General features: G+C 75.5%; 18 protein-coding genes. 13 read left to right on the top strand and 5 right to left on the bottom strand.

Features of this window, described 5'->3' with window-relative positions:
* Window positions 1-63 precede the first annotated feature (63 nt).
* The 3 genes from leuC (at window position 64) to KC207_RS14565 (ending at window position 2,706) form a co-directional block, all read left to right on the top strand.
* Window positions 64-1,476 (top strand): 3-isopropylmalate dehydratase large subunit, encoded by a 1,413-nt coding sequence (gene leuC / locus KC207_RS14575; protein ID WP_211604046.1) that lies wholly within the window; start codon window positions 64-66, stop codon window positions 1,474-1,476.
* Window positions 1,476-2,066 carry a 3-isopropylmalate dehydratase small subunit gene (gene leuD / locus KC207_RS14570; RefSeq protein WP_211604045.1) on the top strand — a complete coding sequence of 197 codons (591 nt, stop codon included), beginning with the start codon at window positions 1,476-1,478 and terminating at the stop codon, window positions 2,064-2,066. Before leuC ends, leuD begins: the two co-directional genes overlap by 1 nt.
* A 160-nt stretch (window positions 2,067-2,226) precedes the next feature.
* Window positions 2,227-2,706, top strand: coding sequence for an HU family DNA-binding protein (locus KC207_RS14565; protein ID WP_211604044.1), 480 nt, complete (start codon window positions 2,227-2,229; stop codon window positions 2,704-2,706).
* 58 nt (window positions 2,707-2,764) lie between these two features.
* On the opposite strand, the gene KC207_RS16955 is transcribed toward KC207_RS14565, so the two are convergent.
* Window positions 2,765-3,607 (bottom strand): CofC family guanylyltransferase, encoded by an 843-nt coding sequence (locus KC207_RS16955; protein WP_249138763.1) that lies wholly within the window; start codon window positions 3,605-3,607, stop codon window positions 2,765-2,767.
* A 90-nt stretch (window positions 3,608-3,697) separates the two neighbouring features.
* On the opposite strand from KC207_RS16955, the gene KC207_RS14555 reads away from it, so the two are divergent.
* Both KC207_RS14555 and KC207_RS14550 read left to right on the top strand, forming a co-directional pair.
* Complete coding sequence (locus tag KC207_RS14555) at window positions 3,698-4,456, top strand: lysophospholipid acyltransferase family protein (protein WP_211604043.1); 759 nt, start codon at window positions 3,698-3,700, stop codon at window positions 4,454-4,456.
* The gene (locus KC207_RS14550) at window positions 4,453-5,451 is read left to right on the top strand and encodes an NAD(P)H-dependent glycerol-3-phosphate dehydrogenase (protein WP_211604042.1); all 999 of its coding nucleotides are present in this window, start codon (window positions 4,453-4,455) and stop codon (window positions 5,449-5,451) included. The genes KC207_RS14555 and KC207_RS14550 overlap by 4 nt, the downstream gene beginning before the upstream one ends.
* An 18-nt stretch (window positions 5,452-5,469) precedes the next feature.
* Here KC207_RS14550 and KC207_RS14545 read toward each other — a convergent pair whose 3' ends face one another.
* Window positions 5,470-6,564: a trans-sulfuration enzyme family protein gene (locus KC207_RS14545; protein WP_211604041.1), complete on the bottom strand. Its 1,095-nt coding sequence runs from the start codon at window positions 6,562-6,564 to the stop codon at window positions 5,470-5,472.
* Window positions 6,565-6,599: 35 nt separating this feature from the next.
* Between KC207_RS14545 and KC207_RS14540 the strand changes: the two genes are divergently transcribed.
* From KC207_RS14540 to ndk, 4 genes are read left to right on the top strand one after another with little or no spacing between them, the layout of a single operon-like run.
* The gene (locus KC207_RS14540; RefSeq protein WP_211604040.1) at window positions 6,600-7,718 is read left to right on the top strand and encodes a D-alanine--D-alanine ligase family protein; all 1,119 of its coding nucleotides are present in this window, start codon (window positions 6,600-6,602) and stop codon (window positions 7,716-7,718) included.
* Window positions 7,719-7,747: 29 nt separating this feature from the next.
* Window positions 7,748-8,044, top strand: a complete 297-nt coding sequence (locus KC207_RS14535) for a hypothetical protein (protein ID WP_211604039.1) — start codon at window positions 7,748-7,750, stop codon at window positions 8,042-8,044.
* Entirely contained in the window at window positions 8,041-8,466 is a 426-nt protein-coding gene (locus KC207_RS14530) for a DUF4233 domain-containing protein (protein ID WP_249138762.1), read from the top strand. The genes KC207_RS14535 and KC207_RS14530 overlap by 4 nt, the downstream gene beginning before the upstream one ends.
* Window positions 8,467-8,475: 9 nt before the next feature.
* Window positions 8,476-8,898, top strand: a complete 423-nt coding sequence (gene ndk / locus KC207_RS14525; protein ID WP_211604038.1) for a nucleoside-diphosphate kinase — start codon at window positions 8,476-8,478, stop codon at window positions 8,896-8,898.
* Between the two features lie 16 nt (window positions 8,899-8,914).
* Here ndk and KC207_RS14520 read toward each other — a convergent pair whose 3' ends face one another.
* The 3 genes from KC207_RS14520 to KC207_RS14510 all read right to left on the bottom strand — a co-directional run bounded on the left by KC207_RS14520 (window position 8,915) and on the right by KC207_RS14510 (window position 11,162).
* Window positions 8,915-9,607: a hypothetical protein gene (locus KC207_RS14520; protein ID WP_211604037.1), complete on the bottom strand. Its 693-nt coding sequence runs from the start codon at window positions 9,605-9,607 to the stop codon at window positions 8,915-8,917.
* The gene (locus KC207_RS14515; RefSeq protein WP_211604036.1) at window positions 9,604-10,797 is read right to left on the bottom strand and encodes an SGNH/GDSL hydrolase family protein; all 1,194 of its coding nucleotides are present in this window, start codon (window positions 10,795-10,797) and stop codon (window positions 9,604-9,606) included. Before KC207_RS14515 ends, KC207_RS14520 begins: the two co-directional genes overlap by 4 nt.
* 77 nt (window positions 10,798-10,874) lie before the next feature.
* Window positions 10,875-11,162 (bottom strand): hypothetical protein, encoded by a 288-nt coding sequence (locus KC207_RS14510; RefSeq protein WP_211604035.1) that lies wholly within the window; start codon window positions 11,160-11,162, stop codon window positions 10,875-10,877.
* 162 nt (window positions 11,163-11,324) lie between these two features.
* On the opposite strand from KC207_RS14510, the gene KC207_RS14505 reads away from it, so the two are divergent.
* The 4 genes from KC207_RS14505 to mrdA are packed head-to-tail and all read left to right on the top strand — an operon-like array spanning window position 11,325 to window position 15,643.
* Window positions 11,325-12,353: a rod shape-determining protein gene (locus KC207_RS14505; protein WP_211604034.1), complete on the top strand. Its 1,029-nt coding sequence runs from the start codon at window positions 11,325-11,327 to the stop codon at window positions 12,351-12,353.
* A complete protein-coding gene (locus KC207_RS14500) occupies window positions 12,350-13,150 on the top strand; it encodes a rod shape-determining protein MreC (protein WP_211604033.1) in 801 nt (266 codons plus the stop codon). Before KC207_RS14505 ends, KC207_RS14500 begins: the two co-directional genes overlap by 4 nt.
* A gap of 11 nt (window positions 13,151-13,161) precedes the next feature.
* The gene (mreD, locus tag KC207_RS14495; RefSeq protein WP_211604032.1) at window positions 13,162-13,635 is read left to right on the top strand and encodes a rod shape-determining protein MreD; all 474 of its coding nucleotides are present in this window, start codon (window positions 13,162-13,164) and stop codon (window positions 13,633-13,635) included.
* Window positions 13,636-13,645: 10 nt separating this feature from the next.
* Window positions 13,646-15,643: a penicillin-binding protein 2 gene (mrdA, locus tag KC207_RS14490; RefSeq protein ID WP_211604031.1), complete on the top strand. Its 1,998-nt coding sequence runs from the start codon at window positions 13,646-13,648 to the stop codon at window positions 15,641-15,643.
* The last annotated feature ends 17 nt before the right edge of the window (window positions 15,644-15,660 follow it).

Here is a 15,660-nt window from a genome sequence, read left to right as displayed (position 1 = left end):
GCCCGCGCGACCGTGCAACCGTCCGGACCGCGTCATCCCGGTCCGTCACTGGAGGTGTCGACCATGGCCGGAACCCTGGCCGAGAAGGTGTGGGGCTCCCACGTCGTCCGACGAGACGAGGGCGAGCCCGACCTGCTGTACATCGACCTCCACCTGCTCCACGAGGTGACGAGCCCCCAGGCCTTCGACGGACTCCGCGAGGCGGGCCGCCCCGTCCGGCGCCCCGACCTCACCCTCGCCACCGAGGACCACAACGTGCCGACGACCCCCGGGCCGATCACCGACCCGGTGAGCCGGACCCAGGTCGAGACGCTGCGCCGCAACTGCGACGAGTTCGGCGTGACGATCTACCCGATGGGCGACGCCGAGCAGGGCATCGTCCACGTCGTCGGTCCGCAGCTCGGTCTCACCCAGCCCGGCATGACGATCGTCTGCGGCGACAGCCACACCTCGACCCACGGCGCCTTCGGCGCACTCGCCTTCGGCATCGGCACGAGCGAGGTCGAGCACGTCCTCGCGACGCAGACCCTGCCGCTCTCGCCGTTCCGCACGATGGCCGTGACCGTCGAGGGCGAGCTGGCCGACGGCGTCACCGCCAAGGACATCGTCCTCGCCGTCATCGCGAGGATCGGGACCGGCGGGGGCCAGGGCTACGTCATCGAGTACCGCGGCAGCGCCATCCGGGCGCTGTCGATGGAGGCCCGGATGACGGTGTGCAACATGTCGATCGAGGCCGGGGCGCGTGCGGGGATGATCGCCCCCGACGAGACGACCTTCGAGTACGTCCGCGGCCGCGACCACGCCCCGACCGGGGCCGACTGGGACGCCGCCGTCGAGGCGTGGAAGGACCTGCGCAGCGACGACGACGCGACCTTCGACGCCGAGGTGGTCCTGGACGCCGCCACCCTCACCCCCTTCGTCACGTGGGGGACCAACCCCGGCCAGGGCAGCCCGCTCGGCGAGGCCGTCCCCGACCCCGAGCACATGGGTGACGACAACGACAAGATCGCCGCCCGGCGGGCGCTGGAGTACATGGGGCTCACCGCCGGGACCCCCCTGCGCGAGATCCACGTCGACACCGTCTTCGTCGGCTCGTGCACGAACGGTCGCATCGAGGACCTGCGGGCCGCCGCGGCCGTCATCGAGGGCCGCCGGGTCGCCGAGGGCGTCCGGATGCTCGTCGTGCCCGGCTCGGCCCGGGTCCGCCTCCAGGCCGAGGAGGAGGGGCTCGACGCGGTTTTCACCGCCGCCGGTGCCGAGTGGCGCCTGCCCGGGTGCTCGATGTGCCTCGGGATGAACCCCGACCAGCTCGCCCCCGGCGAGCGCAGCGCCTCGACGTCGAACCGCAACTTCGAGGGCCGGCAGGGCAAGGGCGGTCGTACCCACCTCGTGAGCCCGCTCGTCGCGGCCGCGACCGCCGTCCGGGGCACGCTGTCCAGCCCCGCCGATCTCGAGCCCGTGGAGGCGATGGCCTGATGGAGAAGTTCTCGACGCACACCGGCATCGGGGTCCCGCTGCGCCGCAGCAACGTCGACACCGACCAGATCATCCCGGCGGTCTACCTCAAGCGGGTCACCAAGTCCGGGTTCGAGGACGGGCTGTTCGCCGCCTGGCGCGGGGACGAGACCTTCGTCCTCAACGACCCGAGCTACACGGCCGGCTCGGTCCTCGTCGCCGGACCGGACTTCGGCACCGGGTCCTCGCGCGAGCACGCGGTGTGGGCGCTGATGAACTACGGCTTCCGGGTCGTCATCTCCTCGCGGTTCGCCGACATCTTCCGCGGCAACAGCGGCAAGCAGGGACTGCTCACGGCGCAGTGCAGCCAGGACGACGTCGAGCTGCTCTGGAAGCTGCTGGAGAACGAGCCCGGCACGTCCGTCACGGTCGACCTCGTCTCGCGCACCGTGACGGCGGGTGACCTCGTCGCACCCTTCCAGGTCGACGACTACACCCGCTGGCGGCTCCTCGAGGGGCTGGACGACATCAGCCTGTCGCTGCGCCACGCCGAGGACATCGACGCCTTCGAAGGCGGGCGACCGGCCTGGAAGCCCCGGGTCCGCGTCTGACCGAAGGGCATTGCCCAGGGCCCTGACCGGCGCACACGTCCGTGTCGGGGTTTACCCGGGGTTCTCCGTGGGCATAGCGTCGGCGGGTGGCCGGTGCACGGCCGACCACGCCGACCAAGGCCGCCGGTGACCCATCGGCGGCCCAGCGATGGAGGCAGACGTGAACAAGGCAGACCTCGTCCGGGAGCTCGAGAAGACGCTCGGCAGCAGGCAGGCGGCCGTGCAGGCCCTCGACACCGTGTGCGACACGATCGTCCGCGAGGTCGTCCGGGGCGGGAAGGTCGCCATCACCGGGTTCGGCACCTTCGACCGCGTCGAGCGGGCCCCGCGCACCGGACGCAACCCCCGGACCGGGGACGCCGTCCGCATCTCGAAGACGACCTCACCGCGCTTCCGCCCGGGCACGGCCTTCAAGGACTACGTCCGTACCCCGAGCACGCTGCCGAGGACCGGGACGGCCACGGGGCGGGCGCCGGCCGGGTCGGCCGCCACGGGGACGACGAAGAAGGCCGCCGGCACGAGGAAGGCGGCCACGACGACGAGCGGCACGAAGAAGGCCGCGACGACGAAGAAGGCCGCGACGACGAAGAAGGCCGCCGGCACGAAGAAGACCGCCGCGAGGAAGGCGGCCGGGAGCTAGGCGACCAGGACCGGCGACCGGGTCCTGCGGACGGACGGCGACGAGGCCGTCGTGGCCCTCAGCCGACCGGCCGGCCGGGCCCGATCCCCGCGATCCACGCGCGGCGGCAGGTGCGGCCGTCGTCGTCGAGCTCGACGGTGACCCGTTGCCCGACCCGCAGGTGCAGCAGCCCGCTGTCGGCGAGGCTCTCGCGCGGGACAGCCACCTGCGTCCCGTCGTCGAGCAGCGCGCTCCCGCCGTGTCCCTGCTCGTCCGGAGCCCGGTGGATCGTCGCCTGCACGCCCGGCAGCGTAACGCGGCGCAGGGCGGCCCGGGTGGCGTCGCCGACACCGAGGCGCAGGGCCCGGTGCAGCGACGGCGCGTCGTCGACGTCGGTCCGCAGCCCCGGCAGGTCGAGGTCCACGCGGCGGTGGCCCAGGGCCTCGTGCGCCGCCGCGCTGCCCGGCCCGAAGGCCGTGACCGGCAAGCCCGCGTCGAGCGCCACGAGCAGCAGCGCCGTGCCGGTACCGTCCGCGTCCGGGACCACGGCAGGGCCGGGGTGGCCCACCGCCTCGGCGAGCTCGCCGGGGCGCAGCGCCGGGTGGTCGCCGAGCAGGACCGCGGCGCGCCGGTGACCCCGCGAGCGCGCGTACCCGAGGCCGGAGCGGACGGCGGCGTCCAGACCTCCGCCGGGGTCCCCGACGACCTCGGCGAGGTCCCCGCACCACGCCGCCGTGCGGGCGTCGCCGGTGACGACGACGAGCAGGGCGTCCGGCAGGTCCGCGACGACGGCCGCGAGGGTGTCGCGCGCGAACGCCTCGGCGAGCCGGACCCGGACGCCCGCGGGCAGGTCGAGGCGCGACTTCGCGAGCGGGCCGCCCTTGAGCGGCACGACGACGGCGAGGCTGCCCGACCCGGTCACGGGGCCGATCCTGCCAACCCGCGCCGACGTCCTCGACATCGCCCACCGCGCGGACCACAATGCGGTGACCCCGACCACGGAAGGCCCGAGGTGAGCACGCCCACGGACTCCTCACGTCCCTTCGGATACCGGCTCGCCGTCCGGCTCCTCCGCCCGCTCCTCGTCCTGCTCGCGCGGAGGGAGTGGTCCGGCACCGAGCACCTGCCCCGCGAGGGCGGCTGGGTCGTCTGCCCCAACCACGTCTCGCACCTCGACCCGCTCGTCTTCGCGCACTTCATGGTCGACCAGGGACTCGCGCCACGCTTCCTCGGCAAGCGGGAGGTCTTCGACGTGCCGCTCGTCGGGGCGGTCCTGCGCTCCGCGGACCAGATCCCCGTCGAGCGCGAGTCCGGCCGCGCCGGAAGCGCCTACCACGCCGCGGTCGCCGCCGTCCGTGCCGACAAGTGCGTCGCGATCTACCCCGAGGGCACCCTCACCCGGGACCCCGACCTGTGGCCGATGCGGGGCAAGACCGGGGCCGCCCGGGTCGCCCTCGAGACGCGCTGCCCCGTCGTCCCGGTCGCGATGTGGGGGCCGCAGGAGGTGCTCCCGCCGTACGCGCACCGACCGCGGCTGCGCCGACGCCGCACGATGCGGGTGCGTGCCGGTGCGCCCGTCGCGCTCGAGGACCTCTACGGTGCTCCCGTGACGACCGAGCTGCTCACCGAGGCCACCCGACGGATCATGGACGCCGTGACCGCCGAGCTCGAGGTGCTGCGGGGCGGGACCGCCCCGGCCGAGCGCTTCGACCCGCGCCGCGCCGGGGTCAGCGTGACCGGCCGGCCGCGCCCGCTGCGGGACGCCTCGTGAGCCGCGCGGCCGTCTACGGCACGGGCAGCTGGGGCACCGCCTTCGCGGCCGTCCTCGCCGACGCCGGGACCGAGGTGACGATGTGGGGCCGCCGGGCCGAGGTCGTCGAGCAGGTCAACGCCGGTGTCAACGAGGCCTACCTGCCCGAGCTGCACCTGCCGGACCGCGTCCGGGCCACGACCGACCCCGCCGAGGCCTGCGACGGGGCGGACGTCGTCGTGCTCGCCGTCCCGTCCCAGACGTTGCGCGACAACCTCGCGGCGTGGGGCGGGGTGCTGCCCCGCGAGGCCGCCGTCGTCTCGCTCATGAAGGGCGTCGAGCTCGGCACGACGAAGCGGATGTCCGAGGTCGTCACCGAGGTCGGCGGGGTCGAGGAGGAGCGCGTCGTCGTCGTCTCCGGACCGAACCTCGCCCGCGAGATCGCCGCCAAGCAGCCGGCCGCCTCGGTGGTCGCCTGCCGCGACCACGCGATGGCCGAGCGGGTCGCGGCCGCGTGCGCCGCGCCCTACTTCCGTCCGTACACCGGGACCGACGTCGTCGGCACCGAGATCGCCGGGGCGGTGAAGAACGTCATCGCGCTCGCGGTCGGCATGGCCGAGGGGCTCGGGATGGGGGACAACTCCAAGGCCTCGATCATCACCCGCGGGCTCGCCGAGACGATGCGCCTCGGGACGGCGCTCGGCGGGGAGGCGGTGACCTTCGCCGGGCTCGCCGGCGTCGGCGACCTCATCGCCACGTGCATGTCGCCCTTGTCGCGCAACCACTCCTTCGGCGTCCGGCTCGGCCAGGGCATGACCGTCGACGAGGTCGTCGCCGTGACGCGGCAGACGGCCGAGGGCGTCAAGTCGTGCACCTCGATCCTCGAGCTCGCCCGCAAGCACGACGTCGAGGTACCGATCATCGAGCAGGTCGACGCCCTCATCGAGCACGGACGGACCATCCCCGAGGTCGTCTCGACCCTCCTGGCCCGGCCCCGCAAGGCCGAGACCGGCTGAGGCCGGAGGCGGCCGAGGTCAGGCCCGGTCGAGCGCGGCGGACAGGTCCCGCCACAGGTCCTCGACGTCCTCGACGCCGAGGGAGAGGCGGACGAGGTCCTCCGGGACGGTCGCGGGCTCGTCGGGGTGCCGACGCCGACGCTCGAGCATGCTCTCGACCCCGCCGAGGCTCGTCGCGTGGACCCACACCCGGGTGGAGGCGCACACCCGCTCCGCCGCGGCGGCCCCGCCGGCGACCTCGAGCGAGACGATCGCGCCGGTGCCCGGGTAGCGCACCCGGGTCACCGCGGGGTGCCCGGCGGCCCGCTCGGCGACGACCGCCGCGTTCGCGCAGGCCCGCTCCAGGCGCAGGTGCAGCGTGCGCAGGCCGCGCAGGGCGAGCCACGTCTCGACCGGTCCGGCGATGCCTCCGTGCAGCTGGCGGTGCCGCGCGAGCCGGGCACGGCGGGCGGTGCCCTCTTCGCTCGCGGGGGTGACGAGGACACCGAGGAGCAGGTCGCTGTGCCCCGAGAGGTACTTCGTCGCCGAGTGCACGACGACGTCGGCCCCGGACTCCAGGGGCCGCTGGAGGAGGGGGGTGGAGAAGGTGTTGTCCACGGCGGTGAGGACGCCGCGGGACCGGGCGGCGGCGGTGAGGGCGGGCAGGTCCGCGACCTCGAGCAGCGGGTTGGTCGGGGACTCCAGCCACAGCAGCTCCGCGCCGTCGAGCGCGGCGACGACCGCGGCGGTGTCGGTGACGTCGACGCGGCGCACGGTGGCGGCGCCGTCCGCCTCGAGGGCGGCGACGGTCGCCATGACGCCGTTGTACGCGGCGTCCGGGACGACGACCGTGCCGCCGTGGGGCAGGAGGGAGAAGACGGCGGCGACGGCCGCCATCCCGGAGGACACGACGAGGGCGTCGCCCCCCTCGAGCGACCCCACGGCCTCCTCGAACGCGGTCCACGTCGGGTTGCCCCCGCGGGCGTAGGACACCGGGCCGTCGGCGTGGTAGGTCGAGGTGAGCACGAGCGGCGCGCCGACCTGGGCGCCGGGTGCGACCGGCTCCCGGCCGAGCGTCACGAGGCGGGTCTGCGGCGTGAGGTCGTCGGCGGGGGAGGAGGGCTCGTCGGTCACGGTGGCCCAGCCTACGGCCGCTAGAGTCGTCCGGGATGAGCCAGTCCACCCCGCCGATCCGCATCGCCGTCGTCTTCGGCGGCCGCTCCTCGGAGCACGCCGTCTCCTGCGCCACGGCCGCGAGCGTCCTCGAGGCGCTCGACCGGGACCGGTACGACGTCGTCCCCGTCGGGATCGCCAAGGACGGCCGCTGGGTCCTGGCCGCCGACGACCCGGCGCCGCTGCGGCTCACGGCCGACCGGACCCCCGAGGTCGACGGGGACGGCCCCGGCGTCGTCGTCCCGACGAGCACGAGCGACCGCACCCTCGTCGTCCAGGAGCCCGGCCGGCCGCCGCGCACCCTCGGCGAGGTCGACGTGGTGCTCCCACTGCTCCACGGACCCTTCGGCGAGGACGGCACGCTCCAGGGCCTGCTCGACCTCGCCGACGTGCGCTACGTCGGGTCCGGTGTCGCGGCGTCGGCGGTCATGATGGACAAGGCGCTCATGAAGAGCGTGCTCGCGGCGGCCGGGATGCCGGTCGGTCCGTACACCGTCGTCACCGACCGCGAGTGGCGCCGCGACAAGGCGGCCGCGATGGACGCCGTGCACGCCCTCGGGTGGCCGGTGTTCGTCAAGCCGGCCCGCGCCGGGTCGAGCATCGGCATCACGAAGGTCTCCCGCGCCGAGGACCTCGAGGCTGCCGTCGAGGCGGCGCGCGAGCACGACCCGAAGGTCGTCGTCGAGGCCGCCGTCGTCGGACGCGAGATCGAGTGCGGCGTCCTCGAGGGGCGCGGCACCGAGCCCCCGCGCACGAGCGAGCTCGGCGAGTGCGTCGTCCTCTCGGGCCACGACTTCTACGACTTCGAGGCCAAGTACATCTCCGGCGACGACGTCCGGCTCACGACCCCCGCCGACGTCCCCACCGAGGCGGCCGCGCGGATCCGCGAGCTCGCCGCGCAGGCCTTCGAGGTCGCGGGGTGCGAGGGGCTGGCCCGGGTCGACTTCTTCCTCACCGACGACGGCCGCGTCGTCGTCAACGAGGTGAACACGATGCCGGGGTTCACCCCGAGCTCGATGTTCCCCCGGATGTGGGCCGCGAGCGGCATCGCCTACCCGCAGCTCATCGACGAGCTCGTCGAGCTGGCGCTGGAGCGGCGCACCGGGCTGCGCTGACCGGCCGGTCGCCGCCTATCCTGGACGGCATGTGGCTGTTCCGGCTCCTCGTCATCATCGCGGTGGTCGTCGCCGTCTGGTACGTCGTGCGCGCCGTCCGGGCCGGGGGTGGCATCGGCGCGATCACCGGGACCTCCGACCTCAGCTTCACCCCCGTCGAGGAGCTGCCGCGACCGGAGCGTCTCCTGCTCGACGACAAGCTCGAGCAGGGTGACGTCGGGGCGGCGATGAAGCACTACCGGGCCGCGACGGGAGCCACGCAGGCGCAGGCCAAGGCGGCCGTCGACACCTATCGCTGGAAGATCGGGGAGGGCGGCGAGCAGTGACCCGCCTGCCGCTGTACGGCACCCAGGGGAAGCTCACCTTCCGGTTGCTCGCGATGACCCTCGTCGGCCAGGCGGTCCTGCTGTCCTTCTTCGCGCTCGTCGCCCGCGGTCTGGCCATCGCCGACGGCCGCGAGGGCGACGCCGACCTCCTCCTGTGGGCCGGTCTCGGGCTGGCCCTGCTGTCCCTCGTCGCGGGAGGCCTCATGCGCCGCCCGTACGGCATCACCCTGGGCTGGCTCGTCCAGGTCCTCACGTGGGCGAGCGCCGTCGTCGTGCCCGCGATGGTCGGGGTCGCGCTCGTCTTCACCGCCGTGTGGCTGCTGCTGCTCGTCCAGGGGCTGAAGGCCGACGAGCTCGTCGCCGGCCGTGCGGCGGGGAGCACGGCGGGGAGCGACGCGGGACCCGCCGCCGGCGCCGACTAGGGTGTCGGCGTGACCACCGAACGCTCTCTCGTCCTCGTCAAGCCCGACGGCTACGCCCGCGGCCTCACCGGGGAGGTGCTGCGGCGGATCGAGGCCAAGGGGTACCGGCTCGCGGCCCTCAAGGTCGTCTCCGCCGACACCGACATGCTGCACCGGCACTACGCCGAGCACGAGGGCAAGCCTTTCTTCGAGCCTCTCGTCGCCTTCATGTCCTCCGGCCCCGTGTGCGCGGCCGTCGTCGAGGGCGACCGGTGCATCGAGGGCTTCCGCACGCTCGCCGGCTCGACCGACCCGACCGGCGCCGCGCCCGGCAGCATCCGCGGCGACCTCGGCCGGGACTGGGGCAAGAAGGTCCAGAAGAACATCGTCCACGGCTCGGACTCCCCGGAGTCGGCCGAGCGCGAGATCGGGATCTGGTTCCCCGAGCTCTGAGCCGCCGGCCGGCGGCTCAGCCGGCGCGGAGGCGGGCGTCGACGCCCTGGGCCAGGGTGCCCAGCGCCTCGAGCGGGGGCAGCCCCGCCGGGTTGAACCCGACGAGCGCGACGAGCGTCCCGCCCCGGCGGAACACCGTCACCTGGGACACCGCGCCCGCGTCGGCGACGAAGGCCACCGACACCGAGGCGTCACCGACGGTGGGGGCCTGCTTCGCGGCGAACACCCGCCCCTCGGCGTCCCGTCCCTCGGCGACGCAGCGCTCGACGGCGGCGGCGAGGTCGGTGACGACCTCCTCGGCGACCCCGTCGGGGAGCACGTAGGTGTACTGGAGGACGTAGGGACCGGCGTCGGACTGCTCGTAGAGGTGCAGCGACGCGCCGGGCGCGGTCTCGCGCTCGAGGGCGACGCCGCAGTACTCGGGGTCGCCGGGGTACTGCGGCAGCTCGGCGGTGGGGTCCACCTGCGTCCAGCCCTCGGGCAGCGCCTCCGGGGCGGGGAAGGCGCCGGTGGCGACGCGCTGGGCGGCCGGGTCGTACGGCTCGGGCGGGCTCGGGACCGGGTCGGTCGACGGGGTGGGGTCGGGCGAGGGGTCCGGGGCGGCGGGGGTGCTCGTCACGGGGGTCTCCTCCGGGGTGGACGGTGCGCAGCCGGCGAGCAGGACGCCGACGAGCGCGAGCGTGGTGAGGCGTGCGACGCGCACGGTCATCCCCCGTTCCGGATCCGGTCGGCGATCAGGTCCGCGATCCTACGGTGACCCTCGTCGTTCGGGTGGAAGCTGCCGTTGCTCACCGGCCGGCCGCTGTCGAAGTCGTCCCCGAAGCCGACCCGCAGGCCGTTCATGCACGAGTCGGCGGTGCCGATCTCGCACCCGGCGAAGGCGTCCCGCGGGTCGACGAACTCGAACCCGGCGTCGGGTCCGCCGGCGTCCTCGACGGCCTCGGCCAGGGCGTCGTTGAGCGCCTCGACCCCACCGTTGATCCAGCGCTGGTCGTCCGCCTGGATCATCGAGCTCACCCCGCTGGGGTCCGCGGGGAAGAACTTGGGGTAGCCGACGACGATGATCCGCGCGCCGGGGGCGCGCTCCCGCGCGTCGGCGAGGAGCTGCGTGAGCCGTTCGGCGGTGTCGGGGATGCGGCCCCGGGCCTCGGCCGCGACGTCGGAGTCGGCGCACGAGGAGGGCGGTGCGCCGCTGATGCCGTCGTAGAAGGAGATCGCGGTGGCCTTGACGCACTCGGTGAGCACGTCGGCGAACCCCACGTCGTTGCCGCCGATCGAGAAGGTCACGAGGCTCGTGTCCTCGGTGAGCGAGTCGAGCTGGGCGGGTTCGTCCTCGTTCTGCCGGTTGGGACTGTCCGCGTTGTGGTTCTCGTGGTTCGGCCGGTAGAAGTCGTCGATGACGGCGCCGCTGCACGCGGCGAACCCGAAGCCCTTGAAGGTCAGGCCCTGGTCGGCGTTCACCCGCTGCGAGTACGCCGCGGTCGAGCGGTGGCACATGTTCTGCCGGACCTCACCGGGCCAGAGGCCGTGCTGGTCCCACCACTTCTTCCACTGGTTGTCCTCGTCCGTGCCCGGCTCGTAGGCGCTGCCGCCCTCCCCGGACGAGTAGCTGTCGCCGAGCCCGACGTAGCGGCCGGCGGTGGCGCGCTCCTCAGGGGTGAGCGCGGGGTCGGCGAACCACGGGAGGTCCTCACCGGCCGCCGCGGCGGACCCGGTCCCGCCCCCGGAGCAGTCCGACCCCGAGTCGCCGGTGACGAGGCACCAGGCGCGCGCGACCTCCGGCTCGAGGCGCGGCCCCAGGAAGACCCCGACGGCGGCGACGAGCGCCGCGACCGCCAGGGCGATCCCGATGTACTCGAGGCCGGACGACCCCCGCTCCCGCCCCGTCCGGACTCCCATGGGCCGACAGCACACCGCACCGGCGACCGGGTGGCATGGGCCCTCGGGCCCGATCCCGGGCCCAACGGGACGGGCGGTCAGCGGGTGGCGAGGAAGAGGCCCCAGCCGAGGGCGAGGACGACGAGGCGGACGACCGCGCCCGTCCGCGGGGCCCGCCGGCGCAGGACGAGGCCGGCGACGAGCGCCACGACGACGGCGGGCGACAGGGTGAGGAAGAGCCGTTCGCCCGTGCTGCTGCCGGCCTCCGGGTCGAGGAAGCCGGTGCCCCAGTACGTGACGAGCCCGCCGAGGCACGCCACGAGGGTCAGCCACGTGAGCACCGTCGCGGACACCCGCAGCGGCCGGCCGTCGTCGGTGTCGGTCACCTCGTCCCTCCCCTCGTCGGACCCCACGCTAGCGCGGTGGGAGGCCCGGTCTCGCGTCCCACACGTCACATCAGTCCCGTCCGTCACGGGATCGACCGCCCCGCGTCGCTCCGCGGCGTTGCCTCCCGGGGCCGGGGACGCCGCGGACCTACCCTTCCCGGCATGAGCGGCTGGGCGGCGGGATGGCTCCGGGGGAGGGACCTCGCCGTCGACCTCGGCACCGCCAACACGGTCGTGTACGAGCGGGGCCGCGGTGTCGTCCTCGACGAGCCCTCCGTCGTCGCCGTGCGGGCCGGCACGAGCGACCTCCTCGCGGCGGGCACCCGCGCCAAGGACATGCTCGGTCGCACCCCGGACACCGTGACGGCCGTCCGGCCGCTGCGCGACGGGGTCATCTCCGACGCCGACGTCACCGAGCGCATGGTCCGCTGGTTCGTCGACCGGGTCGCCCCCTCGCGCCTCGTCCGTCCCCGGGTCGTCGTGTGCGTCCCGAGCGACATCACGAGCGTCGAGCGCCGGGCGCTCGAGGACGCCACGCTGCGCTCCGGGGCCCGCCGGGTCTACGTCATCGAGGAGACGATGGCGGCGGCCATCGGGGCCGGGCTGCCGGTCGAGGAGACCCGGGCGTCGATGGTCGTCGACATCGGCGGCGGTACGACCGACGTCGGCGTCATCAGCCTCGGCGGCATCGTCACCTCCCGGACCGTGCGCATCGGGGGCGACGAGATCGACGACGCCCTCGTGAGCCACGTCAAGGCCGAGTACTCCCTCCTCCTCGGCGAGTCCAGCGCGGAACGGCTCAAGATCGCCGCGGGCTCGGCCTTCCCCCTGCGGGAGGAGCTCGCCGAGCGGGTCCGGGGCCGCGACCTCGTCACCGGGCTGCCGCGGACGGTGACGATCGGCTCCGCCGAGGTGCGCCGGGCCATCGAGACCCCGGTCGCCTCGATCGTCGACCTCGTCCGGTCCGTCCTCGACGTGTGTCCTCCTGAGCTGGCCGGCGACGTCGTCGACCGCGGTGTCGTCCTCACGGGGGGTGGGGCCCTGCTGCGCGGCCTCGACGAGCGGCTGCACCACGAGCTCGGCGTGCCGGTCCGGGTCGCCGAGGACCCCCTGCGGGCGGTGGCCCGGGGCGCCGGTCGCTGCGTCGAGGAGTTCGGGACGCTCGAGCGCGTGCTCGTCACGAGGTCATGAGGCGGCGCGCGGTCCTCGCCGCGGTGGTGCTCACCGTCCTCGCCGTGCTGCTCGACGTCTCCGGCGCCGTCGACCTCGCCCCGGTCCGGCACGTCGCGGCCGCCGCCCTCGGTCCCCTCGAGCGCGCGGTGGGGCCGGGCGCCGACCCCGCTGCCGAGCGGGCGGCCCGGTCGGCGGCCGACGCCGTCCTCGCCCCCGCCGTGGGTGACCCGGAGGTCGCCGCCCTCCTGGGATCACCGGGGATCGATGGCGCCCGTGTCGTCCTCGCCCGCGTCGTCGGCGTCGGTCCGCCCGGGCCCTCCGGTCCGGGCCGGGTCACCCTCGGCGTCGGGTATCGGGACGGCGTTGAGGCGGGCGGCACCGTCCTCGCCGCGGACGGTCTCGTCGGCCGGGTCGTCGACGTCGCGCGGTGGACGAGCGACGTCGAGCTGCTCGGGGCGCCCGAGGTCACCGTGGCGGTCCGGGTCGGGGAGCGCGGCGTCCTCGGGCACGCGGGTGCGGCGGCCGCGCCGGGGGCCTCCACGCCCGGTCCCGGCGAGCTCTCGCTCGCGCTCGTCGAGCAGGGCACGACGCACGCGGGGGACGCCGTCGTCACGCTCGGGTCGCCCGGGGGACGTCCCTTCGTCCCCGGCGTCCTCGTCGGCACCGTGACCGCGGTCGACGACGTCGCCGGCCGGCTGGCGCCGACCGCGACGGTGCGCCCGGCCGTCGACCCGAGCACGCTCGACGTCGTCGCCGTCGTCGTCGGGGGCGCACGCACCACGCCCCGACCGGTCGTCACCGGGGGGCCCGGCTGATGCCCGGGGCGATGCTGGTGCGCGGCCTGGCGCTCGTGCTCGCGGCGCTCGCCGCCGCGACCCTCGGCGCCCGCGGGGTGGCCGTCGGCCCCGACCTCGTCGTCGTCCTCGTCGTCGCCTGGGGCCTGTTCCGGGGCCCGTGGGCGGGAGCGGCCGCCGGGCTCGCCGGCGGCTGGGTCGTCGACCTCGTCCCGCCGGGCGCCGAGCCGCTCGGTGCCCACGCGCTCGCCTACGCCGTCGCGGGACTGCTCGCCGGGCGCCTGCGTCATGCGGGGCCGACCCCGGCGCCCCGGGTGGCCGGGGTGACCCTGCTCGGCGCCGCGGTCGTCGAGGCGGTCGAGGTGCTGCGGGCCCTGACCCTCGGGGCCCCGGTCGACCTCGCCCCGCTCGCGGTGCGGGTGCTCCTCACGGCGACGGTCGCGGCCGTCCTCGTCCCCGTCGTGGTCGGGGCGGAACGGGCCGCGGTGCGGCGGCGGTACGGATGAGGTCCGCGTCGTGAGCGGGGCGCACCGGGTCCACGGGCGGCTGCTCGCCGTGCTCGTCCTCGTCCTGCTCGCCTTCGGCGGGCTCGTCGGACGGCTCGGCCAGGTCCAGCTCGCCGGGGCGGAGGGGTTCACCGACGGCGGCGCCGACGCGACGGCGCTCGACACCCGCACCCTCGTCGTCCCGGCCCTGCGGGGTCGGATCCTCGACCGCGGTGGCCGGGTCCTCGCGGAGAACCGGACGAGCACGGTCGTGACCCTGGAGCGGCGGGTCGTCGCCGACGACCGCGCCCGCGCCGAGGCCCAGGTCCGGGACGTCGCGCGCGTGCTCGGGGTCGACGCCGGGCCGCTGCTCGGGCGGACCTGGCTCTGTGGCGAGGAGGGTGCCCCGCCGGCCCCGACGTGCTGGTCGGGCTCCCCGCAGGTGCCGGTCCCGCTCGTGGAGGGGGTCGACGCCGCACGGGCCCTGTCCCTCGTGGAGCAGCCGGGACGGTTCCCCGGCGTCGCGGTCACCTCGCGCCCGGTGCGGCACTACCCGCGTCCCGACGGCGTGTCGGCCGCCCAGCTCGTCGGCTACCTCGGACCCGTGACCGCCGAGGAGGTCGAGGCCTCGGACACGCTCGTCGGCGACGACCTCGTGGGGCGGGCGGGGCTGGAGCAGCAGTACGACGCGGCACTGCGCGGGGTACCCGGACGGACGGTCGTCGCCGTCGACGCCCGGGGGCTCGTCACGCACGTCGTCTCGCGGACGCCCCCCGTGCCGGGCCGGGACCTCGTCACCTCGCTCGACGTCCGCGTCCAGGCGTCGGCGGAGCGGGCGCTGCGCCGCGAGATGCGCCGCGCGCGGGCCCGCGGCTGGGCCGCCGACTCCGGGGCCGTCGTCGTCCTGGACCCCCGCGACGGCGCCGTCGCCGCGCTGGCGAGCGCCCCCACGTACGACCCGAACGTGTGGACCGGCGGGATCTCGCAGGCGGACTACGCACGGCTCACGGACCCGGACCGGGGGACGCCCCTGCTCTCGCGGGCCACGGACGTCGGGTTCGCCCCCGCGAGCACGATGAAGGTCGCCTCGGTCGCCGCCGCGGTGGCCGACGGGCGGTCCCTCACCGCCGACTACGACTGCCCGTCCCGGTACCGCATCGGCGACCGCTGGTTCCGCAACTACGAGACCCGCGAGCACGGGGCGATCAGCCTCGCGACGGCGCTGGAGATCTCGTGCGACACGGTCTTCTACGACCTCGCGTACGCGTCGTGGCTGCGGCAGGGCGGGCTCGGTGCCGCCGCGGACGTGCGCGACCCGTTCGCGGCGACGGCCCGGCGCCTCGGGCTCGGCCGCCCGACCGGCGTCGACCTGCCGCACGAGGACGCCGGCCGGGTGCCGGACCGCTCCTGGCGCCGCGCGACGTGGGAGGACCAGCGCGAGCAGCTGTGCCGCCGCGCGGACACCGGCTACCCCGAGGTCCGGGACCGGGAGCGCCGCCGGTTCCTGCGGGCGGTCGCCGAGGAGAACTGCGCCTCGGGCTGGCAGCTGCGGGCCGGTGACGCCGCGAACTTCTCCGTCGGGCAGGGTGACGTCCTCGCGACCCCACTGCAGATGGCGGTCGTGTACGGGGCCGTCGCCAACGGCGGCTCGGTCCTGACGCCGCGGGTCGGGACGGCCCTCGTGGACCCCGCGGGCGGGGCGGAGCAGGCAGTCGAGGGCGGCCGGACGCGGCGCGCACCGATGAGCCGCTCGACGGTCCGGTACGTGCAGGACGCGCTGGCGCGGGTGCCGGTGACCGGGACGGCCGCCGGGGTCTTCGCGGACATGCCGCGGGACTGGCCGGTCGCCGGGAAGACGGGCACGGCCGAGGTCGTCGGCAAGCGGGACACCTCGTGGTTCGTGTCCTACGCGCCTGCCGGCGCGCCGCGGTGGGTCGTCGCGGCCGTCGTCGGTCAGGGAGGGACCGGGTCCTCGACGGCGGCCCCGGTCGCCGAGTCCGTGCACCGCACCCTGCGCGCGCTGGGCTGACACCGCCGGGGCCGGCG

The sequence above is a fragment of the Phycicoccus avicenniae genome, assembly GCF_018139485.1.
Taxonomy (GTDB): domain Bacteria; phylum Actinomycetota; class Actinomycetes; order Actinomycetales; family Dermatophilaceae; genus Phycicoccus; species Phycicoccus avicenniae.
Note: the sequence above shows the minus strand (reverse complement) of the source record. Positions and strands in the feature narration are given on the sequence as shown.